Consider the following 23,803-nt stretch of genomic DNA (forward strand, 5'->3'; position numbering starts at 1 on the left):
AACCAATCTCTCCCGCAACAATGGGGTGATGAACACGAATATAGGCAATGGGATGTTTCAGCTTTAAGTATTTATTATGTTGCCGCTGTCATCTTTGCAGCTGTTACAGGCTTCAAGTACGCGAAGAACCGAAAAGCGCAGCTGGATCGCATTGAGGAAAAGCTTAACAGCCTGTCCGAAGACCATGATTAACCGCTTGGGGCAACGAGCTCTACCTTCATCCGGTCCGGATCCTCGCAATAAACGGCATAATGCCCGTCTCCTCCGGCAAAAGGATGGCGGTCCCGATACAACACACGATAGCCTTTTCTCATCAGTTTTTCGGTCATCTGGTCAACTTGAAGCTTGGATTCAGCATGAAAGGCGAGATGGTTCAGCCCGATACGGCATCTGTGGTATGCCGGCTCGAGAAATGGCTCTTTCGCCTGCACAATCACAAGATAAAAATGATCTTTCTTCCAGCTAATGCCTGAGCCCCATTTTTGATACTCTCTATAGCCAAGTTCTGTTAAGAACCATCCCCAAAACCGCCGAGACGCTTCCAAATCGGAGACATACAGTTCAATATGGTGCACGATATTACACCCGCCTTACCAGCACTTCTTCCACCTTATGCCCGTCCCCCTTACGCAAAATGAGATCGGACCTGAATTTAGTCGGCAAGATATTTTCATATAAATTAGGCCGGTTGACACTCTGCCAAATCGAAGCTGCCATCTCGTCAGCCTCCTGATCAGACAAGTCTTTAAATTTATGAAAATAAGAATCGGGATTTTGAAAAGCCGTTTCCCGAAGCAGACGAAAACGCTCTAAATACCATGTGAAAATCCGGCTTTCGTCCGCGTCCACATAAATCGAAAAATCAAAGAAATCGGAGACAAAAATACGCGGATCTTCCCGGTCATCCTCCAAGGTGGGCGACTGAAGAACATTAATGCCTTCGATAATCACAATATCGGCCTGTTCTACAATCTCGAACACCCCTTCCTCGCGATCATAGGTCAGATGGGAATACACCGGAGCCTTTACTCTGTCTTTTCCTGATTTTAAGTCATTCAAAAATTCGAGCAACGCCTTTACGTCATAGCTTTCGGGAAACCCTTTTCGTGACAGCATATTTTTCTTTTTCAGCTCGGCTGTAGGAAATAAAAAACCATCTGTCGTGATAAGGCTCACTTTAGGGCGGTCCGGCAAACGCGAAAGCAGCTTCTGCAATATCCGCGCCGTCGTGCTTTTTCCGACTGCCACACTGCCGGCGATGCCAATAATAAACGGAATTTTGGCTGAATGAGGGTGCTTCAAAAAAACATTGACATGCTTATTGCGCTCGGCGGCTGACTTCACATGCAAATGAAGCAGGCGAACAAGCGGAATATAAATCGTTTCCACTTCTTCAACAGATAAATAATCATTCAGCCCTTCCACGGCTTTTGCCTCTTCTTCAGATACAGCAATCGACAAATGTCCCCCAAAACCAGACCAAGACTCGCGATTGTGCTGTGTATATAAAGTATGTAAGTTAAGCTCTTTATTTTTCACTGTTTACACCTGACTCTCTGTAGGTTAAAACCCTTACAAAGATTGTAACGGAAAACCCTTTCACTGTCTGCTTATTTTTTCAGCAAATCCGCACCGATTCGATTATAAGCGGACATCTCTTCTTTTGGAACCATGCTTCCTCCCGTTCCCCAGACGACATGTACGGCATGTTCCATGTTATGCTTCTGACTATATAGCCTTCCTTCTTCTGTCGAAAAAAGCTGAATGGCCCCGAACATGCCGGCAAGAGCAGAGGGCTCTAAATATTTACTTTCAGATACAGCCAGCATATGAAGCAAGGCATAAAGCGTATTGTCCTCTACGGTATAACAGCCGCTCAGCAGCGGTTCAATCAGCTTGCCCACAAACCCTGACGGCCTTCCTACAGCAAGCCCGTCAGCAGCCGTCCGATTATCCAGACCGATATCATGGACGGAAATCTTCTCGTGGAGGCCGGAATAAAGCCCCAGCAGCATACACGGTGAATGAGTCGGTTCTCCGAAAAACACATGGACATGGTCGCCGTATAAAAGCTTCAGCCCAAATGCCACACCGCCCGGCCCTCCGCCGACTCCGCACGGCAGATACACAAACAGCGGTGTCTCTAGACTTGGCTGTATATTCATACAGTCGAGCTGCGTTTTTAATCGGCTGGCGGCAACAGCATATCCTAAAAACAGCTGACGGGAATGTTCATCATCAATAAAATAACAAAATGAATCTTGCTCCGCCTGCCGTCTCCCTTCTTTCACCGCTTCACTGTAATCTGATTCATACTCCATGACAGTGACACCTTTTTGGCGAAGGAGATCCTTTTTCCACTGCTTGGCATCAGCGGACATATGCACTGTCACGCGAAATCCGAGTGTCGAACCGATGATGCCGATACTTAATCCAAGGTTTCCTGTCGAACCGACAGCAATCGAATAGCGGGAGAAAAACGCGGCAAACCGCTCTTCCTGTAAGATGCGGTAATCATCGTTTTCCAGAAGCATTCCTTCTTGAAGCGCCAGCATTTCAGCATGCTTCAATACTTCATAAATCCCGCCCCGCGCTTTAATCGATCCTGAAATCGGAAGTTCATGGTCGCACTTTAAAAGCCATCTTCCCGGAAAGGGCTGCTGATACGCCGCTTCCAGTTTTCCCTTCATATGCTGCATTTCAAAAAGCGGAGATTCGATTATTCCTTTGGCATCTTTCGTCTCAGGAAACACCTCGGCAATGTAAGGAGCAAACCGCCGCAGCCTATTTTCCGCTCCCTCTATCTCGCTTTCCCACTCATCTGCGTGAAATAACGGGCTCTCTTTCTTGCCGGAATTTGCCCAGAATACAGGCTCTGCGTCAATCAGTTTCTGAATGAACGGATCTTTGAGCAGAACATGAAGGGCTTCTTGATTGATTGACATCCAATGATTCTCCCTTCCTCTATAAAAAACTGCCTGTGGGTATGCGAACAAGCCATCTCACCACAGGCAGTTCCACCATTATTTTTTCATAAGCACGCGTCCTGCCAGCTTTTCAACCAGAGCTGGAAACAGCTGGTACAGCTTGGTGCCGGCATTCATGAAACGCGGAAGATTGATCTCCCGTTTGTTCGTGAAAATAGCAGCTGTAATGTGAGCTGCCACGTCATCAGGATCAAGCATCCAGCGACTCACATTTTTGGCGTATTCCCCGCCTTTATCAGCAATGGAAAAAAAGTCCGTCTGAATCGGTCCCGGATTAACTGTTGTCACATAAATGCCTGTTCCCGCCAGCTCCATCCGCAAAGCGTTTGAGTAGCCGAGCACGGCATGTTTTGTCGCGGAATAAAGGCTCGACTTCGGTGTTGCAATTTTCCCCGCTTGAGAAGCGATATTGATGATATGGCCCTTTTTTTGCTCAAGCATATGCGGAAGCACCGCTTTTGTACAGGCGATCAGGCCGAAGACATTCACATCAAACATCGCTTTCATATCATCCAGCGTCGAGTCTAGGACCGTTTCAAATATACCGAAGCCCGCATTGTTAATCAGTACATCAACCGAGCCGATCTGACCGCGGACACAGGCGATATCCTCCAGGCTGCCGACATCCAGAGGGAAAATCTCACACTGTCCGCTCCATTCCTCGGTTATCTTCCTTTTAATTTCTATTAAACGCTCCTCACGTCTTGCCGACAGCAGGACATGGGCTCCTTCAGCCGCGCATAAGTATGCGATTCTTTCACCGAGCCCTCCTGAAGCGCCGGTTATCCATATCCGCTTTCCCGCTATATGCTTCATCCATTTCACCTCTTCATTGTTCTAAAATATGCAGTATTTCCTTCCCAATATGACGTGATGGATTCTTCAGCCGCCAACACATCAAGATGCCCTGCCGTTTCTGACATCGTTAAAAATAAGTCCTTTTCATACACAGCAGGAAAAAGCTGCTGGCAGACCTGAAAAGCGGTCATCGGCTTTTCATCCAGCATGCGCCGCACATCCTCCGTCCTGTTCCTCTGCTTGTCAAAACGCTTCTCTATCAGCGCCTGTACGTTGGTGATCGTCTCGCCGTGGCCGGGAAACACGATTGTTGGATCAAGTTCAGACAGCCTTCGCAATGACCGCTGATAATCAACTAAAGGCTTTGATCTTATGTCTCCCGTTTTCGGCGCTTCCAGAATCGGATTAGACGAGCTGTTGGCCAGCAGAAGATCGCCGCCAATCATTCTACCGCTTTTTTCATGGAAAAGAACAATATGCGATTCAGCATGTCCAGGCATCTCCAAAACAGTCCAGCCCCCAAGCCCATCAACGCTCATCCCTTCTCTGACTGTTTTCGTCAGGGATCTCGTACAGGAAAACGCGTACGCTGACCGAATCAGCTTTTCTGTCTTTCCCGTATCAAACGGAACGCCTAATTCAGGCAGAAGCTTTTGAAAAAAACATTTTTGCCAATCCCTAAAAGCTTGATTTCGGCTGATATAAGGTTCGTTGAACGGATGCCCAATCACTTCGATTTCATCAGAAAAGGCATCAAGCAAGCCTGCATGATCAGCATGATGGTGAGTCAGTACAACCTGCTCGATATCTGACATTTTCACATTTACAGCGGCAAGCTGCTCTTGAAGGGCTCTAACAGCCTCTTTTGTATTCGGCCCGGCATCGATAAGTGTCAGCGCATCACCTTTTACGAGGTAAACGATAACATCGCCCACAGCAAAGGGTGTCGGGACGCGGATCGTCATAACATCTGCAGTTGTCATCCTTTCGCTCCTTGTCTTCATTCATTACTCATATTTTAGCTTTTTCTCAGTCTTGTGTCATTATTGCCGAATGAGAAAGTCCCTTTTTGAAAAAGCTATTGACATGAGCTTGTCCGCATTGCATAATGAACAACAAAATAAAACGAGAACCATTGGAACGCTATGACGAGGAATCGTATACAAGGCAATGGCCAAAGAGAGCGATGCCCCCGGCTGAAAGGCATTGCGGTTCGCTTGTTTGTAGAACCTGCCCTCAAGTCGCGGTTAGGAAAACCTAAACGTTTCCCGCGTTACGGGATTAGAGCTGAGCACAACTTGTGCTAATGAGGGTAGTACCGCGAACCTTTTCGTCCTTTACGTGATGAAAAGGTTTTTTGCTGTTCTGATTAAAGGAGGATATCAATGAAAAAGATAGGATTTGTCGGCGCCGGGTCCATGGCAGAAGCAATGATTAACGGTATTTTGCAAAGCGGCATCACAAAACCAGAACATATCTATATCACAAACCGCTCAAATGACGAGCGTTTGATTGAATTAAAGGAAACGTACGGCGTGTGTCCCTGCAGAGATAAAAATGAGTTTTTCACTCAAACCGATATCATCATCCTCGCTTTTAAACCGAAGGACGCAGCGGAAAGCATTGACAGCATTCGTTCGTATATCAAGGACCAGCTTGTGATTTCAGTACTTGCAGGTCTTACCATCGAAACCATTCAGCACTATTTTGGCAGAAAGCTCGCGGTCATTCGCGTCATGCCTAATACATCTGCAGCCATCCGCAAATCAGCAACCGGATTTTCCGTAAGCGCTGAAGCAAGCCAGGAAGATATGACCGCGGCAAAAGCTTTATTGGAAACAATCGGTGATGCCACACTTGTTGAGGAACGGCATCTCGACGCTGTCACGGCAATAGCCGGCAGCGGCCCGGCCTTCGTGTACCGTTATATTGAAGCAATGGAAAAAGCGGCGCAAAAAATAGGATTGGATGAGGAAACGGCAAAGGCTCTCATTTTGCAGACAATGGCAGGGGCAACAGATATGCTCCTTCAAAGCGGCAAACAGCCCGCAAAACTGCGCAAGGAAATCACGAGTCCGGGAGGCACAACAGAGGCAGGTCTTCGCGCTTTACAGGACTCACGCTTTGAAGAAGCGATTATTCACTGTGTTGAAGAAACCGCTAAACGCAGCGCCGAGATTAAAGAGCAGTTTTCCGGTGCCGCCTTAGAGACGTAAGCCCAGAGACAGAAGGGGCAATGCCTTCTGTCTTTTGTTTTTCCTAAATCAGCCGGCTGGCAGTTTCTGATGGTTTTAATAGCGCGGAGATCGTAAATAAAAGCAAATCGGGAAGCACTTCAAAGGAATAAGGCATATACAGCCTTTCCGTCCATTTGTGCGGGTCTTTTCCAGCCGGACCGACATTTAAAACCGGGACATATAAAGCCTGATCTTTGCCGCTTGGCAGTGAATATCCTCTATTAAAGAGCGGCATATTGCTTGTGTACACGTCGACTTCCTGCTTTTCGAGCTGTAGATAGCTTAAGTCTGAAAGTCCCGGGAAATACTGAACCTCCTGTAACGCTATGCCGTATCTGTCAGCCGCATAATGCATAAGCTGATCAGCTGTATTCCTAATCAAGTGATCGTCCTTTGAAGAAACCGCCGGATAAAACGGCGGGCTGTAAAAAAGAACAATCAGCGGCGCATCCTCCTTACAAAGCGAAGCAAGCTCAGATACCATTTTCGTCGAAAAATCCCTGTCCCCAAGATCTCCCCTGTTGGCAAAGGCATAATTCAGAACCCGCTCTATTTCAGAGTTTCCGGCACGCTTTCTCGCACGCGCGGCCAGCTCATCAAATGTCAAAACAGAGACGTCGCGTTCCATCGGCGTAAACGACTCAAATTGCTGAAAATCCTGTGTTTTCTTCCGAATATTCGCGGTTATTTCTCTCGCCGCCTGTTCCGCGGTTTTAAGCAGCATCTGATGCAGTTCATTGGCCGAGCGTTTCATGGACAGCACATTAAATAACGTGACAGCTGTATGCGGTGTCTGAACAGAATACGCCTCTTTCAAGTCCTTTTGCATTAAGTTTACCGGAGGCGGGGTGACTTCACCTTCAACCTTCTCGCAATAATCAGAATTCAGTTCAAGCAAGCGGTTAATCTCCGATACCATTAAATTTGCGTTTATGCCTGAAAACGGCTCTCCGACATGGGTTTCAATCCCCTTGCAGAAAAATCCCGCAAGCACCTTGCCGATACTTCCTGTATAAATATATTGCTGCTGGTCGCCGGGAAATTTTTCGAACATCGGTTCAGCATTCAGACAAGCGGAAAATGAGAGATCATGCTTTTTCTCCATTTCCTTCAGTACAGGAACCGCTTCAATCATGCCTCTCGAATTCACTTCCTCGTCAGGAACCGTAATCAACAGCAGATTGCCTTCAAATTGGCCGTTCATTGCCCGCTCCAGCATCGACAGCTGAACGGCAAGTCCCGCTTTCATATCCATCGTGCCTCTTCCGAACAGCCAGTCTCCGCTTTCAGCGTCTGTTCTCACACGTTCCGGAAGCAGCTCTTTTTTCTCTAAAAAGGAGCTCAAAAGCTCAGCAGGCTTACAAGCCATATGTTTGAATTCTCCGTAATCCTCTATGTCCACGACATCAAAATGGCTCAGCAAAAGCACTGTCTTTTTGACATTCTTCTTTTTGACAAGAGCCGTAAGAAAGGATCTGCCGTCGTCCATCGGATGAAGTGTTACATCATCAGGATGTTTTTGAAAATAAGGCTTGTCTTTCAAAATAAAATAAAGATATTCTGCAAGTGCTGCCTCTCCCTTCGAACCGGTGATGCTTTCGTATTGCACAAGAGAAGTTAAAAGGGTCAGTAATTCGTCCTTCGTCTGCCAATTCATCGATCTCCGCCCCCTCCTATGTATAAAAACGCTTCTAGCTTGAAAAATAAAATGATTCCATATCTATTATACAGAAATGTTTGACAAAAACGGATCTTTTGAGCAGTTTATATGACGGGAAAGAAATGACTTGATATAATCAACCTCTAAAAACCTTACGGGAGGCGAAAGAAATGGCCAGAAAATTATTCACACCGATTACCATTAAAGATATGACGTTAAAAAACCGCATTGTCATGTCGCCAATGTGCATGTACTCTTCTCATGAAAAGGACGGAAAATTGACGCCGTTCCACATGGCACATTACATATCGCGCGCAATCGGCCAGGTCGGGCTGATTATTGTCGAGGCATCAGCAGTTAATCCTCAAGGACGAATCACAGACCAAGACTTAGGAATTTGGAGTGACGAGCATATTGAAGGCTTTGCCAAACTGACTGAGCAGGTCAAAGAACAAGGCTCAAAAATCGGCATTCAGCTTGCCCATGCCGGACGTAAAGCAGAGCTTGAAGGAGATATTTTCGCTCCATCGGCGATTGCGTTTGACGAACAATCAGCAACACCTGTAGAAATGTCAGCAGAAAAAATAAAAGAAACAATCCGCGAGTTCAAACAAGCGGCTGCCCGCGCAAAAGAAGCCGGCTTTGATATGATTGAAATTCATGCGGCACACGGATACTTAATTCACGAATTTTTATCTCCGCTTTCCAACCATCGCACAGATGAATACGGCGGCTCACCAGAAAACCGCTATCGTTTCTTAAGAGAGATCATTGATGAAGTCAAACAAGTATGGAACGGCCCTTTATTTGTCCGTGTATCTGCTTCTGACTATACAGATAAAGGCTTAGACATCGCCGATCACATCGGTTTTGCAAAATGGATGAAGGAGCAGGGTGTTGACTTAATTGACTGCAGCTCAGGCGCCCTTGTTCACGCAGACATTAACGTATTCCCCGGCTATCAAGTCAGCTTCGCTGAGAAAATCCGTGAACAGGCCGACATGGCAACTGGTGCTGTCGGCATGATTACAGACGGTTCAATGGCTGAAGAAATTCTGCAAAATGGACGTGCCGACCTCATCTTTATCGGCAGAGAGCTATTGCGGGATCCTTTCTTTGCAAGAACAGCAGCGAAACAGCTCAATACAGAGATTCCGGCCCCTGTTCAATATGAGAGAGGCTGGTAATGCCCACAAGAGATATCCTCAAACGGATATCTCTTTTTTTATTTTTAGAGAAACGATCAGCTCAGGTTCTCCGTCTCCCTAGTAGAACCAATTAGAGGAGATGACTCCAATGAACTCAGCTTGGATGGAAAAGACATATACAATTGACGGATGTGCGTTTCATACACAACACCGGAGAGGATCAAGCGGTGTAACGATTGTCTTTGAGGCCGGCTACGGTACTTCTTCTGAGACGTGGAACCCATTAATAGCGGACATTGATGATGAATTTGGCATTTTTACATATGATCGGGCGGGAATTGGAAAAAGCGGACAAAGCAGCGCTAAACGAACAGCTGAACAAAAAGGGGAAGAATTGGAGAGTTTGCTTAAAGCAGCAGATGTAAAACCTCCTTATCTGGCTGTTTCACATTCATATGGAGCTGTCATCACCGGTTTATGGGCTTGCAAAAACAAGCGAGATATTATCGGCATGGTTCTCCTTGATCCAGCTTTAGGAGATTGTGCAAGCTGCTCCTTTATTCCTGAAGAAATGCACAATGCTGATACAAGAAAGATGATGCTTGAGGGCACACATGCAGAATTTTCAAGAAGCCTGCAGGAGCTCAAACGGAAGCAAGTCCATTTGGGAAACATGCCTCTCCTTGTGTTGTCATCGGGTGAACGGACTGAGAAATTCACCGCTGAACAGGAGTGGCTAAACATGCACAGCAGCATATTGTCTCTATCTCATCAAAGTGGCTGGATTCAAGCTAAAAACAGCTCTCACAACATCCATCATGATGAACCTCATATCGTTCATTTGGCTATTTATGATGTATGGTGTGCAGCGTGCCAGCAGGCTACTCCACTTTATCAGGCAGTCAATTAACATAAAAGAAGACCGGGTATGTACGCCCGGTCTTCTTTTCTATTATTTCGTTTCACGATGAAGGGTATATTTCTTTAAACGCGGTGAATATTTTTTCAGCTCTAAACGATCTGGGTTGGTGCGTTTGTTTTTTGTTGTGATGTAATTCCGGTCTCCCGTTTCAGTGCAGGCTAAAGTAACATTGACTCTCATAATTAACATCTCCTTATAAAACGTAATGATTACGTTTTATTATACAACATAATTACAAATTGTCAAATAAGAACTCTTGGCCTCAGCCCCGGGGGACGTTTACCTCTAAGAAATCATAAGCCGCTACGCTGTTCGGGAAAACGTCATCCGCTTCTTTCTGAAGCTCCAGAGAGGCATCTCCCTGATATCTGGCGCTGATATGGGTTAAAATGAGCTTCTTCGCCCCTGCTTCTTTCGCTGTTACGGCCGCTTGTTCCGTTGTACTGTGAAAATAATCATAAGCAAGCTTCCGATCTTCTTTAGCAAAGGTCGCTTCATGAACAAGCACATCACAATCTCTTGCAAAGTCTTTTAGCTTATCACTTACTCTCGTATCTCCGGAAAATACCACAGCCCTTCCCTTCTTAGGAGGCTCCAGAAAATCATTCCCATTGATGATGCGCCCGTCTTCAAGCGTTACCGTTTCGCCTTTTTTAATTTTTTGATACACAGGCCCGGGCAGGATATTCATTTCCTTTAATAAATCCGCCTTTAAGGAACCAGGCACATCTTTTTCCTGCACACGGTATCCGAAAGCTTCCACTCCATGAATAACAGATACGGCCGTGACCATAAACTGCTCGTCTTCAAACACGATTCCTTCTTCGATTTCCTGGATCATAAGCGGATATGTCAGATGGGTTTTCGTGACGGCAAGGCTTGTTTCAATAAACGCCTTGATCCCTTTAGGTCCGTACACCGTCAGCTCGTCCTCTCCCCCTTGAAAAGAACGGCTCCCCAGAAGCCCTGGAAGTCCGTATACATGATCGCCGTGCATGTGGGTAATGAAGATTTTTTCGATTTTACGTGGTTTAATCGTGGTATGTAAAATTTGATGCTGTGTGGCTTCCCCGCAGTCAAACAGCCATACCGAACGTCTTTCTTCAAGCAATTTTAACGCCACCGACGTTACGTTTCTCGCCTTAGCGGGAATGCCGGCTCCCGTCCCTAAAAAAAGTAATTCCACATTTCCTTCCTCCTACTAGAACTAGTTACCTACAAGAATACAGGATCATGCGTAAAATGTGAATCTTGCCTCTGAAAGGAACAATCCTTTTGTTCTAGAGACATTTTTACGGTATTCTGCAAAAAAAGGGGCTGAAATGTTTGCTTTCGTTCAATTTTAGATTTAAAATGAAGAAAATATACGGGGTGTACTAAAATAAAGCTTCGAATAAAGTGAGGTACTTTTAGTGAAAACAAACCAACAACCAAAAGCAGTAATTGTCATATTCGGCGCAACGGGAGATTTAGCAAAACGAAAACTGTATCCGTCTATCCACCGTTTATATCAAAACGGACAAATCGGAGAAGAGTTTGCAGTAGTAGGAGTTGGAAGAAGACCTTGGTCTAATGAGGATCTTCGCCAAACGGTTAAAACATCCATTTCCTCATCTGCAGATAAGCATATAGATGATTTCACGTCTCATTTTTACTATCACCCGTTCGACGTGACAAATCCTGGCTCTTATCAAGAGCTTAACGTATTGCTTAACCAGCTGGAAGATACATATCAAATTCCGAACAACAGAATGTTCTACTTGGCAATGGCTCCTGAATTTTTCGGAACAATTGCAAAAACATTAAAATCAGAAGGTGTGACAGCAACAACAGGCTGGTCCCGCCTTGTCATTGAAAAGCCGTTCGGCCATGATCTGCCAAGCGCACAGGCACTGAACAAAGAAATCCGCGAAGCGTTTACAGAAGATCAAATTTACAGAATCGACCATTACCTAGGCAAACAAATGGTTCAGAACATTGAAGTGATTCGATTTGCCAATGCGATTTTCGAACCGCTTTGGACGAACCGCTACATCTCAAATATTCAAATCACATCTAGCGAATCACTTGGCGTCGAAGACCGTGCGAGATATTACGAAAAATCAGGCGCCCTTCGCGATATGGTGCAAAACCATATCATGCAAATGGTTGCCCTTCTTGCAATGGAGCCGCCGATCAAATTGAACACAGAAGAAATCCGCAGCGAAAAAGTGAAGGTGCTGAGAGCACTGCGCCCTGTTGCAAAAGACGAAGTAGATGAGTATTTTGTACGCGGACAATATCAAGCCGGTGAAATTGACGGTGTGATGGTCCCTGCTTATACGGATGAAGATAATGTCGCTCCTGACTCAAATACAGAAACCTTTGTTTCAGGAAAGCTCTTGATCGACAACTTCAGATGGGCTGGTGTTCCATTCTATATCCGCACCGGAAAACGAATGAAAGAAAAGTCCACGAAAATCGTCGTTCAATTTAAGGACATTCCGATGAACCTGTACTACGGCAATGAAAACAACATGAATCCAAACTTGCTCGTGATCCATATTCAGCCTGACGAAGGCATTACGCTTTACTTAAACGCTAAAAAGCTCGGCGGAGCAGCACACGCGCAGCCAATCAAACTGGATTACTGCAGCAATTGCAATGATGAGATGAACACCCCTGAAGCATATGAAAAATTGATTCACGACTGTCTTCTGGGTGATGCCACAAACTTTGCACACTGGGATGAAGTTGCCTTGTCTTGGAGTTTTGTCGACGCCATTTCTGAAACATGGGCAGCAAACAAGACCCTATCTCCAAACTATGAGTCAGGCTCTATGGGACCGAAAGAATCAGATGATCTTTTGGCGAAAGACAGCTTGAACTGGTGGAATATATAATAGAGAAAAAGCCGAAAATGCTCAACAGCATTTTCGGCTTTTTTTGCAGCTGTCAAGACTATTCCTTAAGACGCAAATTCAATAACAAAAAACCCCGAAGCCCTAAGGCGCTTCGGGGTTCACTATTACTTCATCCATTCAGTATGGAAGATACCTTCTTTATCTGTACGCTCATAAGTATGGGCGCCAAAGTAGTCACGCTGCGCTTGAATTAAGTTTGCAGGGAGTACAGCTGTGCGGTAGCTGTCATAGTAAGCTAATGCGCTTGAGAATGATGGCACCGGCACACCTTGGGCAACAGCAAGTGAAATCACTTGGCGAAGCGCTCCTTGGTAGCTTTCTACAATATTTTTGAAGTAGCTGTCAAGAAGCAGGTTGTCGAGCTCAGGTTCGCGATCGTAAGCTTCTTTGATCTTCTGAAGGAATGCCGCGCGGATGATGCAGCCGCCGCGGAAGATCATAGCAATTTCGCCATATTTCAGATCCCAGTTATATTCTTCAGAAGCAGCTTTCATTTGGGCAAATCCTTGCGCGTAAGAACAGATTTTACTCATGAACAGCGCTTTTCTGACTGCTTCAATCAGCTCTTCTTTATTGTCTGTAACAGGCTTCACTTCAGGTCCTGAAAGAAGGCCGCTCGCTTTCACACGCTCTTCCTTCATCGCTGAGATAAAGCGCGCGAATACAGACTCAGTAATAATCGGGAGCGGCACACCTAAGTCAAGCGCGCTTTGGCTTGTCCATTTTCCTGTTCCTTTTTGTCCTGCTTTATCGAGAATGACATCAACAAGCGGTTTGCCTGTCTCTTCGTCTTTTTTCGTAAAGATGTCAGCCGTGATCTCAATCAGGTAGCTGTCAAGCTCGCCTTTATTCCATTCAGCGAAAATGTCATGAAGCTCATCCGCTGAAAGGCCAAGCACCTGTTTCAAAATGAAGTAAGATTCAGAGATCAGCTGCATATCTCCGTATTCAATTCCGTTATGCACCATTTTCACATAATGGCCGGCACCGTCTGGACCGATATATGTCGTACAAGGTTCTCCGTCAACTTTTGCAGAAATCGCTTCAAGTATCGGCTTCACAAGCTCATGTGCTTCTTTTTGTCCTCCAGGCATAATAGAAGGCCCTTTAAGCGCTCCTTCTTCACCGCCGGAAACGCCTGTTCCGATAAAGTGAATGCCGCTTTCTGCAAGTTCTTTGTTACGGCGCTGTGTATCTTTATAGTATGTATTACCGCCGTCAATTAAAATATCATCCTTTTCTAGATGAGGAAGAAGAGATTGAATTGTCGCATCTGTTGCAGTTCCCGCTTTCACCATTAATAAGATTTTACGCGGTGTTTCCAAGGATTGGACAAATTCTTCAATGCTGTATGTGCCAACAACATTTTTTCCTTTTGCCTCCTGCAAAAACTCCTCCGTTTTACTGCTTGATCTGTTGTAAACAGAAACAGAAAATCCCCGGCTCTCGATATTTAAAGCCAGATTTTTACCCATGACCGCAAGTCCGATAACTCCGATTTGTTGTTTTGACATATTCTAACGTCCCTTCTGCAAACGTTTAATCATTTTAAAATTTAAATTAAAATAAAATGATATTTATAATAAAGAAATTACCATACTTTCACCCTTTTTTTCAAGCTATTCACCTTTTCTTTTCATCCTGAAAAAAATCTTTATTAAAGCTTGTTCCCTTCGTTTTGCTCTCCTCCTTTTTTATCCTTGCCCCTTTTCTGATCAGCTTGGATCCGTACCTATCATTCAGCTTTTCCATCATCTGCTGAATGGGCTCATCCTTCGCATCTTCATTAAAACTGAACAAATCGAGCTGCTTATAGGCCTGTTCTTTTTCTACTAAATCCGTTCCGGTAATGCCAAGCAGCCTGACAGGACTTTTATTCCAGTGTTTAAAAAAGAGGTGCTCCGCTTCTTTCATTATTTCACTTTTTTGATCGATCGGATTTTTCAGCGTGATGCTTCTCGTGATGGTTTTCCAATCTGCATATCTAATCATAATAAAAAGCTTCGAAGCCATGACTTCCTTGCGCTGTAAGCGGTCACTCACGGAAGCGGAAAGCTTTCTGAAAACGCCTAACAGCTCTTCTTCATCACTGGAATCGTGTGATAGTGTCGATGAGTTGCCGACGCTTTTAAATTCGTAAATGCGCTCCGGGTCAACCGGCGCATGGTGAATGCCGTTTGCTTTATGTTTAAGGCGCGGGCCGTTGATGCCAAGCAGGCGTTTCAGCGAGTGTTCATCAGCTGCAGCTAACTCTCCAATCGTATGAATGCCGAGTCCCTTCAGCTTTTCCGCTGTCTTTTTGCCGACTCCGTGCATCTCTCCAACAGGAAGCGGCCAAAGGATATCAGGCACTTGCCTCTTTCTTAAAATCGTGATGCCAAGCGGTTTTTTCATATCAGACCCCATCTTCGCGAGAAATTTATTCGGCGCGATCCCTATGCTTGACGGAAGCAGCAGCTCTTTTTGCAGCCTGCTTTGGATTTCTTTTGCCGTCTCCAGAGCGCGGCTGCTGTATGGTGTATCGGTCATATCCATATAGCCTTCGTCGATGGAGACAGGCTCCACCAGGTCAGTATATTCACGGAGGATGTTAAACATCGCTCTTGAAGAGTTTCTATAGCGGTCAAAGTTCGGCGGAAGAACGATTAGCTCAGGACAATTGCGCTTCGCTTCCCAAACCGGCATCGTTGTTTTAACGCCGCGCGCTCTTGCTTCGTAGCTGCATGTCACCACGATGCCCTTTCGCTCCTTTACATTTCCGGCAACTGCGACCGGCTTCCCCCGGAGAGCCGGATCATATGCCATTTCCACCGATGCATAGAAGCTATTCATATCAATATGGAAAATAATTCGGCCCTTTCCCTGCATAAATAAATCTCCTTTTCGTTCATTAGACAACGGCTTGTACATATAGTAAAATGAAGGTATTGAATGGATGTGATGACAATGTTTGTGGAATCGATAAATGACGTTTTATTCTTAGTCGATTTTTTCACAATTATTCTTCCGGCTCTGACAGCAATCGGGATTGCGTTTCTTTTACGAGAATGCCGTGCTGGCGAGCAATGGAAATCAAAACGAACAGACGAACATCAGACGGTCTTTCAAATAAACCGAACAGACTTTCTTATTATTATATATCATCGCATTACAACTTGGATACGTAAAGTCTTCCGCATGAATTCGCCTGTGAACGATGATGAAGACGCCAGTTCCCTTCTTTTATAAACCGCATTTATAAAAAGGAGGAGAACAAATTGTTAAAAACATATCAAAAACTTTTGGCTGTAGGAATCTTTTTGATCATATTATGCTCGGGCAATGCAGCGTTTGCGGCGACTAATCAGGTGGGAGGCCTCAGCAACGTCGGTTTTTTCCACGACTATTTAATCGAACCGTTTTCCGCTCTGCTTAAAGGTGTTGCCGGACTGTTTCACGGAGAATACGGACTGTCTATTATTCTCGTAACCATTATTGTGCGTGTGGTTGTACTGCCTTTGTTTGTCAATCAGTTTAAAAAACAGCGTTTGTTCCAAGAGAAAATGGCGGTTATTAAACCTCAGGTTGACAGCATTCAGGACAAATTGAAAAAGACGAAGGACCCAGAACAGCAAAAAGAACTGCAAACGAAAATGATGAAGCTGTATCAGGAGCACAATATCAATCCGCTTGCCATGGGATGTCTCCCAATGCTGATTCAGTTCCCTATTTTGATTGGGTTTTATTACGCGATTCGCTCTACACCTGAAATTGCGTCACACTCGTTTTTATGGTTCAGTTTAGGACAATCTGACATTCTCGTGTCTCTTAGTGCGGGAGCTATGTACTTTATTCAGGCCTATGTTGCTCAAAAACTGAGCGCAAAATATTCCGCTGTTCCGCAAAACCCTGCAGCTCAGCAATCAGCCAAACTGATGGTGTTCATTTTCCCTGTGATGATGACAATTTTCTCGCTTAATGTTCCTGCAGCCCTTCCGCTGTACTGGTTCACAAGCGGGCTGTTCCTGACAGTGCAAAACATCGTCCTTCAGATGACACACCATAAAACGAAAAAAGCAGCTGCTCTTACTGAGCCGGTGAAATAATGAAACAACCCCGAGCGAAAAGCCGGGGTTGTTTTTTGTTTCACCGCACCCTTTTCTTTCAAGGCTGATGCAAAAATGGCCATCCTAACAAAACAGCCATATCGTTTAAAAAGAAGGAAAGCGGGAATACCTTTAGTCACATCCACTGAAAGGAGCATATACGTGACGGAACGCTTTCAGCAAAAAAATATGTCTGTGCCTGTGGGAATGTGGATCATGAGACAAACCTGGAATGATGTCTTATAAGCCCGCTGGCCTGTTGATGTTTCTATCCTTCGCCCTTTAGTACCGCCAGTTTTAGAATTAGATACATATAACGGGCAAGCTTGGGTCAGCTTGCTTCCCTTTATGCTCACGAACTTGAGGGCCTGATTTCTTCCTGCCCTTCCCGGTGCGCGTGCTTTTCCTGAGCTTAACCTCCGCACCTATGTCACATATAAAGGCAAGCCCGGCATTTATTTTTTCAGCTTAGATGCTGATCATCGGCTGGCGGTCCTGGGCGCTCGCACGTTCTTTCATTTACCTTATTTTTACGCGGATATGAAAGCTGAAAAAAGTGGTGATGGCATTGACTATGTCTGCAGGAGAAACAGCATTCCGCGCCGCATACCGGCCCATTTCAGCTCCTTTTACAGCGCCAGCGTCAGATCCATTGCTTCATTTCGCTAAAAAACAGGACGTGTTATTTTGGCCGCTTAGGCAATGGAGCTGAATGCAAAAAAAACCCGATGCGGTGCTGGTCCGCTCGGGTTTTCCTTTTTTATTTCGCCGCCTCTTCAATAATGGCAACAACCATTTCCGCGGTTTTAACGAGTTCTTCAATCGGCATTTTTTCATTTTTTGTATGAATTTGCTCATAACCGACAGCAAGGTTGACCGTCGGAATGCCATGACCTGCAATCACGTTCGCGTCGCTTCCGCCGCCGCTTGTTTGCAGCTCGCTCGGGCGCCCGATTTTAGCTGCCGCTTTCTTCGCGATTTCAACCACTTGGTCGCCGTCTTGATATTTGAAGCCCGGATACATCACTTCAATTTCGACTTCCGCGCGTCCGCCCATATCAGCAGCGGCCGTTTCAAAAGCAGCTTTCATTTTTTGAACCTGAGCTTCCATTTTCTCAGGAACTAAAGAACGTGCTTCCGCAAGAATATGGACTTCATCGCACACAATATTTGTTTGTGTGCCGCCTTCAAACCGGCCGATGTTTGCTGTTGTTTCTTTATCGATGCGGCCTAATGGCATTTTTGAAATGGCTTTGCTAGCAATTGTAATGGCAGAAATGCCTTTTTCAGGTTCAACCCCGGCATGTGCGGTTTTCCCGTAAATTGCCGCTCTTACCTTCGCCTGTGTCGGCGCGGCCACAATGATATTCCCGACTTTTCCGTCTGAGTCAAGGGCATAGCCGTAGGATGCCGTGATCATAGAACGGTCAAGCGCCTTCGCTCCGATCAGGCCTGATTCCTCACCTACTGTGATGATGAATTCAATCGTGCCGTGCTCAATGTTTTCTTCTTTCAGCACTTTAATCGCTTCAAACATTGCAGCCAGCCCCGCTTTATCATCGGCGCCTAAAATCGTTGTGCCGTCTGTTTTGACATAGCCTTCTTCAACAACCGGTTTTACGCCGTTTCCGGGTACAACTGTGTCCATATGAGATGTAAAGTATATCGTATCTGCTTGTTTTGTCCCTTTTAATGTGCAGATCAGGTTTCCGGCTCCATGACCAGTGATATCCATTGTATCGTCTTCTTTTACATCCACACCTAAATCAGAAAATTTTCGTTTCAGCACTTTGCAGATTTCTGCTTCGTGTTTTGTTTCTGAGTCAATTTGGACAAGCTCTAAAAATTCTTCCAGCAGGCGTTTTTCATTCACCATTTGTAAGTCCCTCCATATTATAGCGGTATGTTACCGTGCTTTTTTTTCGGCCTCTCTTCTGTCTTATGTGCAAGCATGTAAAAGGCTTGAATCAGCCTTTTCCTAGATTCTTCAGGCAAAATGATGTCATCGACCATTCCGCAGGCCGCCGCTTTGTACGGGCCGGCGTTTTGCTTTTTGTATTCAGCTGTTTTTTCACGTTTTGTCTTTTCCGGGTCTGCCGAAGTTTTTATGTCCTTTTCATACAAAATCGAAGCCGCGCCTTCTGAACCCATCACTGCGATTTCAGCATTCGGCCATGCAAACACAAGGTCCGCTCCGATCGCTTTGCTGTTCATGGCCACATAGGCGCCGCCGTACGCTTTTCTGATAATGAGCGTGACTTTTGGGACGGTCGCTTCTGCATAGGCATACAATAATTTTGCGCCGTGCCTGATAATTCCGTTATGCTCCTGCTGAATACCAGGAAGAAATCCCGGCACATCCTCGACAGTTAACAGCGGGATATCAAATACGTCACAAAAACGGATGAACCTTGCCGCTTTATCAGCAGCATCAATCGTCAGGCTGCCCGCCAGATGCTTCGGCTGGCTCGCAACGATGCCGATTGTTTTTTCACCCAGCCTTGCAAACCCGATGACAATGTTTTTCGCAAAAAACGGCTGAATTTCAAAAAAAGACTGCGGATCTGCCAGCTCTTTAATCACCGTCCGCACATCATACGGCTTTGTCGTGTCAGCGGGCACGAGACGGTTTAATAACGGCCTTGAGACCTCTTTCTCTGGCTGCGGCACTGTTGTCTGGCCATTCAGCGGCAAATAAGACAGCAGTTTTTTCACCCCTGTCAGAACCTCCTTCTCCGTATGTCCGGAAAAGTGGGCGTTCCCGCTGACGGCATTATGTATCCCCGCTCCGCCTAAGCTCTCCGCATCTACCTGTTCTCCTGTCACTTTTTCAATCACCTTCGGCCCGGTAATAAACATCCGGCCGGTCTGTTCAGCCATAAAGATAAAATCTGTGAGGGCCGGAGAATATACAGCGCCTCCAGCGCATGGCCCTAAAATAACCGATATTTGCGGAATGACTCCTGAATATAAGACGTTTCGGTAAAATATGTGACCGTATCCATCTAATGATACCACACCCTCTTGAATTCTCGCACCACCTGAGTCATTCAGCCCGATAATCGGCGCCTTATTTTTTGCCGCCAGATCCATCAGAGCGCAGATTTTTTTGGCGTGGGTTTCGCCAAGGGCCCCGCCGAACACTGTGAAGTCCTGCGCAAATACATATACAGAGCGGTCGTCAATTGTGCCGTACCCTGTTACGACCCCATCACCTAAAATGCGCTGTTCTCTTGTTAGCGCTTGGCTTTCCATGAAGGGATGCAGCTCGATAAAGCTGCCCTGATCAAGAAGAAATGTGATCCTTTCCCGTGCTGTGAGCTTTCCCTTTTGCCGCTGCTGGGCCAGCTTTTCATGTCCTCCGCCTTGTTCTGCCTGCCTGCGCCTCGTGTATAAATGATCAATGTGCTCATTCATGTTCATTGGTTTCTCCTTTCGGCTCGCAAAGCTCTACAAGAACGCCGTTTGTTTCCCGCGGTGAAAGAAAAGCGATCCATTTCCCGTTTGCTCCCTGTCTTGGATACCTGTCGATCAATTGAACTTGCCGGTCAGACAATACTTGAAGCTGTTCAGATAAACCGGTGCACAAAAACGCAACATGATGCAGCCCCTGCCCTTTCTTCTCCAAAAAGAAACGGACGGGGCTGTCAGATGTCAGCGGTTCAATCAGCTCCAGCTTGACGCTGCCCGCTTGAAAAAAAGCAACATTCACCTTTTGCTCTTCAACCGTTTCTTGATGAAGAAACGCAAGCCCCAATACTTCTTCATAAAAGCTCCTCGCTTCTTCTATCGAAAATACGGCTATCCCGATATGGTCAAGCCTGTTCATTTTCATCCCTGCTTTCCGCCAATAGATATTACTTGTCCGCCCCCTCAAAACACGCTAAAATATAGACAGATTGTCTAAGGAGTGAAATCATGTCTCAGAAACTGATGAAAAGCGTTTTGATCGTGATTTTGGGAGTTTTTATTCTTTCAACTGTACTCTCAGGAATCGTCATGTTCTTATAATGATAAAAAAGCAGGCAGCCTTATTGAATGGGAACATCCTGCTTTTTTATCAGAGCTTTATGTTCAATGGCAATCTCTTCAAAAGAGCGGGAGTCGTCCGTTATCAACACTCTCGTACCCACCGGAATCGTTTGAAACAAATGAACGACTTCATCATTATGCATACGTATACAGCCGTTAGACACAAATTTCCCTACGGATTCATCCCGGTTTGTCCCATGAATTCCGTAAATCCGCCCGTCTGTCCCTTTCGCGTCAAATCCGAGCCATCTTGCTCCAAGCGGATTGTCAGGAGATCCCCCTTCAATATTTTTCTTTCTGTAGTAAGGATTCGCCGCTTTTACTGTTATCGAAAATTCTCCTTCAGGCGTTAAATCGTCTGTTTTTCCGGTCGCCACGCTGTACACGCCTTCTACTTTGTTGTCGAGGATGACAGCGAGTTCGTTTGTTCTCTTGTTGACAATGACATACGGATCACCCGGCAGCGGATTGTCGCCGAGCGGCCAAATCGGTGACATCATCATGATAAAAATCGAACATAAGAAAAAACGCATAAGCCCCTCCTTTTTCATTAGGTTGACCAATGAAGGAAGAGCTCATGCGAATCATGCGAGTGATTTTTGCGCTTTTATTCCTTTAAAATAACTTTTAATCACTAAATATTGTTCCATTTCCCCGAGAAGATGGAAGAGAGCGGCTCTCGCTTCAAATTCCTCTCTTGTCGCCGGAAGCGGCATCTCCTCAAATTCTTTTCTCATATCGGCAAGCCTTTTCAGAAATTTGTGCGCCGTATTTCCCGGGTGTATCGCTTCCCGTAAATCGTGAATAAATGCTGCGATCATTTTTCCCTGATCTACCGTAATGGAGATAGAAGTCACTTTAGGGAGAAGGCGTTCGATAATTTCAAATTGCTTTTCTCTCATTTTAAAATAATGATAATGCAAATTTTCGTAGCGCAGAATGTGGTTTTGCACATCTCGGTATGCCAGATTTTTAGCTTCCGTGATGAGCTGATGTGTTTCCGGAATTTCTTTTCCAGTCCAATCTTGCTCACCAGTTAACAAATACCGCTCTATTTCTGCGAAAATGACGGCAAAGTTATCCTCTATCTTTTTGCGATAGGCAATCAGCTTTCGGTCAAGGCTCGGCATATACAAGTTCATCAAAAGAGCGACGCCGATACCAACCGTAATCAATTGAACTTCATTCCAAATGAAAGCAAGCGTTATGCCGCCCGACATATACAGATGAAGAATAATAACGGAACTTGTGACGATTCCCTCATTAATTTTTAACAGGACCGTTATCGGGATGAATATCAAAAGGAGCGCTCCGATAACAAACGGGTGATAGCCAATCAGCTCGAAAAAGAGATAAGAAAAAAGAATTGCCAAACAGCATGCCGCAAAGCGGGCCCACGATGCCTGAAGCGACCGTTTTTGTGTGATTTGAATGCACAAAATGGTGATGATTCCTGCTGATGCGAAGTTTTGCAAATGCAATAGCTGGCTTAAATAAATAGCCAAAGCTGTTCCAAACGCTGTCTTTATTGTGCGGTAACCAATTTTAAACATGTCGGACTCCATTTCTATTTGTTTCTTCAATAAAAAAGAAGAAGCTACCAGCCTTCTTCTTTTTTCTATATTCTATAATATTTTTTCTAAAAAGTCCTGCGCTCTTTTGGATTTTGGCGATAGAAAAAATTCTTTCGGATTGCCGTCCTCGACAATCATTCCCTGATCCATAAACAGCACGCGGTCTGCCACTTCTTTTGCGAAGCCCATTTCATGCGTGACAATCACCATGGTCATACCGGTTTCAACCAGCTCTTTCATCACCTGGAGCACTTCTTTGACCATCTCCGGATCAAGTGCAGAGGTCGGTTCGTCAAACAGCATGATGTCCGGATTCATCGCAAGAGCCCGGGCGATGGCGACACGCTGTTTTTGCCCGCCTGATAAGCGGTTTGGATAGTCATTTCGCTTTTCAAACAAACCGACTTTACGGAGCAGCTCTTCGGCTTTTTCCTGCGCAGCCTGTTTTGATTCTTTTTTGACATTGACAGGCGCGTACATAATATTTTCGAGAACTGTTTTGTGCGGAAAGAGATGAAAATGCTGAAAAACCATCCCGATGTTTTCCCGGACCTTTAATGTGTTGGTTTTCGGCTTCGTGATCTCTTTGTCTTTGATTGTAATGGTGCCGCCGTTGGGTTTTTCCAACAGGTTTAAACAGCGAAGGAACGTTGATTTGCCTGAGCCTGAAGGGCCGATCACGGCAACAACCTCACCTTCAGAGATTGTTGTTGAAATGTCTTTTAGTACTTCATGTTTCCCAAATGATTTTGACAGCTGTTCAACCTTAATCATTGGATTTCAGCTTCCTTTCTACAGCCTTGCCGATAAACGTTAGAATCAGGACAAGCACATAATAAATCAATCCGGCGATAATGAGCGGCTCAAGGTAATTGTACGTGGCGGCGCCAGCTTGATATGCGCGTCTCATAACATCACCAAGCCCGATAACAGTGACGATCGCCGATTCTTTTGTTAATGTAATTAATTCATTCAAAATTGCAGGTGATATATTTTTAAAAGCCTGCGGCAACAGGAGATCCTTCATCATTTTGCCGTACGGAACCCCCAGTGCGACAGCCGCTTCTCTTTGGCCTTTATCAATGGCGTTGATTCCGGCTCTGATAATTTCCGATACATAAGCGGCGGAATTCAATGACAATGCGACAACTGCTGCCCAAAACTGGTCAATTTGAAATCCGAGCAACTGAGGAAGCCCGAAATAGACAATCATAAGCTGCAGCACTAAAGGCGTGCCGCGGAACACTGATGTGTAAAAATCAGCGATCCAGACAAGCGGGCGGAACGTGCTGATCTTGCATAAGCTTAGCACAATACCGAGTATAAGTCCGATAATGGCTGATACAACGACAATTTTCAAAGTAATTGCCAAACCTTCTAATATAAAAGGAATTTGGGGGATCGTTGCTGAAAAATCCAAATTCATAGTCTTTGTCTCCTTTTCTTACAGGAAAAAA

24 protein-coding genes and 1 pseudogene are annotated in these 23,803 nt (G+C 45.4%); 8 read left to right on the plus strand and 17 right to left on the minus strand.

What is annotated here, in order from left to right:
• Positions 1-188: 188 nt before the first annotated feature.
• The 5 genes from V6D44_RS12355 to V6D44_RS12375 all read right to left on the minus strand — a co-directional run bounded on the left by V6D44_RS12355 (position 189) and on the right by V6D44_RS12375 (position 4,768).
• A complete protein-coding gene (locus tag V6D44_RS12355) occupies positions 189-575 on the minus strand; it encodes a VOC family protein (RefSeq protein WP_087990626.1) in 387 nt (128 codons plus the stop codon).
• A 4-nt stretch (positions 576-579) separates the two neighbouring features.
• Positions 580-1,539, minus strand: coding sequence for a type I pantothenate kinase (gene coaA / locus V6D44_RS12360; protein ID WP_087990627.1), 960 nt, complete (start codon positions 1,537-1,539; stop codon positions 580-582).
• A 71-nt stretch (positions 1,540-1,610) separates the two neighbouring features.
• The gene (gene dsdA, locus V6D44_RS12365; protein WP_087990628.1) at positions 1,611-2,945 is read right to left on the minus strand and encodes a D-serine ammonia-lyase; all 1,335 of its coding nucleotides are present in this window, start codon (positions 2,943-2,945) and stop codon (positions 1,611-1,613) included.
• 78 nt (positions 2,946-3,023) lie between these two features.
• Positions 3,024-3,803, minus strand: a complete 780-nt coding sequence (locus V6D44_RS12370; RefSeq protein ID WP_087990629.1) for an SDR family NAD(P)-dependent oxidoreductase — start codon at positions 3,801-3,803, stop codon at positions 3,024-3,026.
• Between the two features lie 5 nt (positions 3,804-3,808).
• Complete coding sequence (locus V6D44_RS12375; RefSeq protein ID WP_087990630.1) at positions 3,809-4,768, minus strand: MBL fold metallo-hydrolase; 960 nt, start codon at positions 4,766-4,768, stop codon at positions 3,809-3,811.
• Positions 4,769-5,170: 402 nt separating this feature from the next.
• Between V6D44_RS12375 and proC the strand changes: the two genes are divergently transcribed.
• Positions 5,171-6,001 carry a pyrroline-5-carboxylate reductase gene (gene proC / locus V6D44_RS12380; RefSeq protein ID WP_202327283.1) on the plus strand — a complete coding sequence of 277 codons (831 nt, stop codon included), beginning with the start codon at positions 5,171-5,173 and terminating at the stop codon, positions 5,999-6,001.
• A gap of 43 nt (positions 6,002-6,044) precedes the next feature.
• On the opposite strand, the gene V6D44_RS12385 is transcribed toward proC, so the two are convergent.
• Entirely contained in the window at positions 6,045-7,679 is a 1,635-nt protein-coding gene (locus V6D44_RS12385; protein WP_202327281.1) for a M20/M25/M40 family metallo-hydrolase, read from the minus strand.
• Positions 7,680-7,852: 173 nt separating this feature from the next.
• Here V6D44_RS12385 and namA point away from each other — a divergent pair, with 173 nt between their 5' ends.
• Together namA and V6D44_RS12395 are read left to right on the plus strand one after the other, a co-directional pair.
• Positions 7,853-8,869 (plus strand): NADPH dehydrogenase NamA, encoded by a 1,017-nt coding sequence (gene namA, locus V6D44_RS12390; protein ID WP_148961976.1) that lies wholly within the window; start codon positions 7,853-7,855, stop codon positions 8,867-8,869.
• A 109-nt stretch (positions 8,870-8,978) separates the two neighbouring features.
• Complete coding sequence (locus tag V6D44_RS12395) at positions 8,979-9,740, plus strand: alpha/beta fold hydrolase (RefSeq protein WP_333516554.1); 762 nt, start codon at positions 8,979-8,981, stop codon at positions 9,738-9,740.
• A gap of 42 nt (positions 9,741-9,782) precedes the next feature.
• Here the strand turns inward: V6D44_RS12395 and rpmG are convergent, their stop codons facing one another.
• Complete coding sequence (rpmG, locus tag V6D44_RS12400; protein ID WP_003226511.1) at positions 9,783-9,932, minus strand: 50S ribosomal protein L33; 150 nt, start codon at positions 9,930-9,932, stop codon at positions 9,783-9,785.
• Between the two features lie 82 nt (positions 9,933-10,014).
• Positions 10,015-10,938 carry a ribonuclease Z gene (rnz, locus tag V6D44_RS12405; protein ID WP_333516556.1) on the minus strand — a complete coding sequence of 308 codons (924 nt, stop codon included), beginning with the start codon at positions 10,936-10,938 and terminating at the stop codon, positions 10,015-10,017.
• 226 nt (positions 10,939-11,164) lie between these two features.
• Here rnz and zwf point away from each other — a divergent pair, with 226 nt between their 5' ends.
• Positions 11,165-12,634, plus strand: coding sequence for a glucose-6-phosphate dehydrogenase (zwf, locus tag V6D44_RS12410; RefSeq protein WP_333516557.1), 1,470 nt, complete (start codon positions 11,165-11,167; stop codon positions 12,632-12,634).
• Between the two features lie 125 nt (positions 12,635-12,759).
• Here the strand turns inward: zwf and gndA are convergent, their stop codons facing one another.
• Both gndA and V6D44_RS12420 read right to left on the minus strand, forming a co-directional pair.
• On the minus strand, positions 12,760-14,169 hold the full coding sequence (gndA, locus tag V6D44_RS12415) for an NADP-dependent phosphogluconate dehydrogenase (protein ID WP_289347648.1): 1,410 nt from the start codon (positions 14,167-14,169) through the stop codon (positions 12,760-12,762).
• A gap of 109 nt (positions 14,170-14,278) precedes the next feature.
• Complete coding sequence (locus V6D44_RS12420; RefSeq protein ID WP_333516558.1) at positions 14,279-15,523, minus strand: DNA polymerase IV; 1,245 nt, start codon at positions 15,521-15,523, stop codon at positions 14,279-14,281.
• A 72-nt stretch (positions 15,524-15,595) separates the two neighbouring features.
• Here V6D44_RS12420 and mifM point away from each other — a divergent pair, with 72 nt between their 5' ends.
• From mifM to V6D44_RS12435, 3 genes and pseudogenes are all read left to right on the plus strand, one after another.
• Positions 15,596-15,883, plus strand: coding sequence for a membrane protein insertion/folding monitor MifM (mifM, locus tag V6D44_RS12425; RefSeq protein ID WP_075746683.1), 288 nt, complete (start codon positions 15,596-15,598; stop codon positions 15,881-15,883).
• Between the two features lie 29 nt (positions 15,884-15,912).
• The gene (locus V6D44_RS12430; protein WP_333516559.1) at positions 15,913-16,740 is read left to right on the plus strand and encodes a membrane protein insertase YidC; all 828 of its coding nucleotides are present in this window, start codon (positions 15,913-15,915) and stop codon (positions 16,738-16,740) included.
• Positions 16,741-16,902: 162 nt separating this feature from the next.
• Positions 16,903-17,452: pseudogene (locus V6D44_RS12435) on the plus strand (YqjF family protein).
• A 48-nt stretch (positions 17,453-17,500) separates the two neighbouring features.
• Here the strand turns inward: V6D44_RS12435 and V6D44_RS12440 are convergent.
• The 3 genes from V6D44_RS12440 to mce are packed head-to-tail and all read right to left on the minus strand — an operon-like array spanning position 17,501 to position 20,569.
• Complete coding sequence (locus V6D44_RS12440) at positions 17,501-18,616, minus strand: tripeptidase T (RefSeq protein WP_087990640.1); 1,116 nt, start codon at positions 18,614-18,616, stop codon at positions 17,501-17,503.
• A gap of 17 nt (positions 18,617-18,633) precedes the next feature.
• The gene (locus V6D44_RS12445; protein ID WP_253269163.1) at positions 18,634-20,157 is read right to left on the minus strand and encodes an acyl-CoA carboxylase subunit beta; all 1,524 of its coding nucleotides are present in this window, start codon (positions 20,155-20,157) and stop codon (positions 18,634-18,636) included.
• Positions 20,150-20,569 carry a methylmalonyl-CoA epimerase gene (mce, locus tag V6D44_RS12450; protein ID WP_253269164.1) on the minus strand — a complete coding sequence of 140 codons (420 nt, stop codon included), beginning with the start codon at positions 20,567-20,569 and terminating at the stop codon, positions 20,150-20,152. The genes V6D44_RS12445 and mce overlap by 8 nt, the downstream gene beginning before the upstream one ends.
• Positions 20,570-20,658: 89 nt before the next feature.
• Here mce and prli42 point away from each other — a divergent pair, with 89 nt between their 5' ends.
• Positions 20,659-20,751 (plus strand): stressosome-associated protein Prli42, encoded by a 93-nt coding sequence (prli42, locus tag V6D44_RS12455; RefSeq protein ID WP_003226489.1) that lies wholly within the window; start codon positions 20,659-20,661, stop codon positions 20,749-20,751.
• 20 nt (positions 20,752-20,771) lie between these two features.
• On the opposite strand, the gene V6D44_RS12460 is transcribed toward prli42, so the two are convergent.
• From V6D44_RS12460 to artQ, 4 genes are all read right to left on the minus strand, one after another.
• On the minus strand, positions 20,772-21,305 hold the full coding sequence (locus tag V6D44_RS12460; RefSeq protein ID WP_087990641.1) for a L,D-transpeptidase: 534 nt from the start codon (positions 21,303-21,305) through the stop codon (positions 20,772-20,774).
• A 51-nt stretch (positions 21,306-21,356) separates the two neighbouring features.
• On the minus strand, positions 21,357-22,325 hold the full coding sequence (locus V6D44_RS12465; RefSeq protein ID WP_202327274.1) for an aromatic acid exporter family protein: 969 nt from the start codon (positions 22,323-22,325) through the stop codon (positions 21,357-21,359).
• Between the two features lie 72 nt (positions 22,326-22,397).
• On the minus strand, positions 22,398-23,120 hold the full coding sequence (artR, locus tag V6D44_RS12470; protein ID WP_087990643.1) for an arginine ABC transporter ATP-binding protein ArtR: 723 nt from the start codon (positions 23,118-23,120) through the stop codon (positions 22,398-22,400).
• Positions 23,113-23,772 carry an arginine ABC transporter permease ArtQ gene (gene artQ / locus V6D44_RS12475; protein ID WP_087990644.1) on the minus strand — a complete coding sequence of 220 codons (660 nt, stop codon included), beginning with the start codon at positions 23,770-23,772 and terminating at the stop codon, positions 23,113-23,115. The genes artR and artQ overlap by 8 nt, the downstream gene beginning before the upstream one ends.
• Positions 23,773-23,803 lie beyond the last annotated feature (31 nt).

Source organism: Bacillus sp. 0209A (assembly GCF_036765095.1).
GTDB classification, from domain to species: domain Bacteria; phylum Bacillota; class Bacilli; order Bacillales; family Bacillaceae; genus Bacillus; species Bacillus subtilis_G.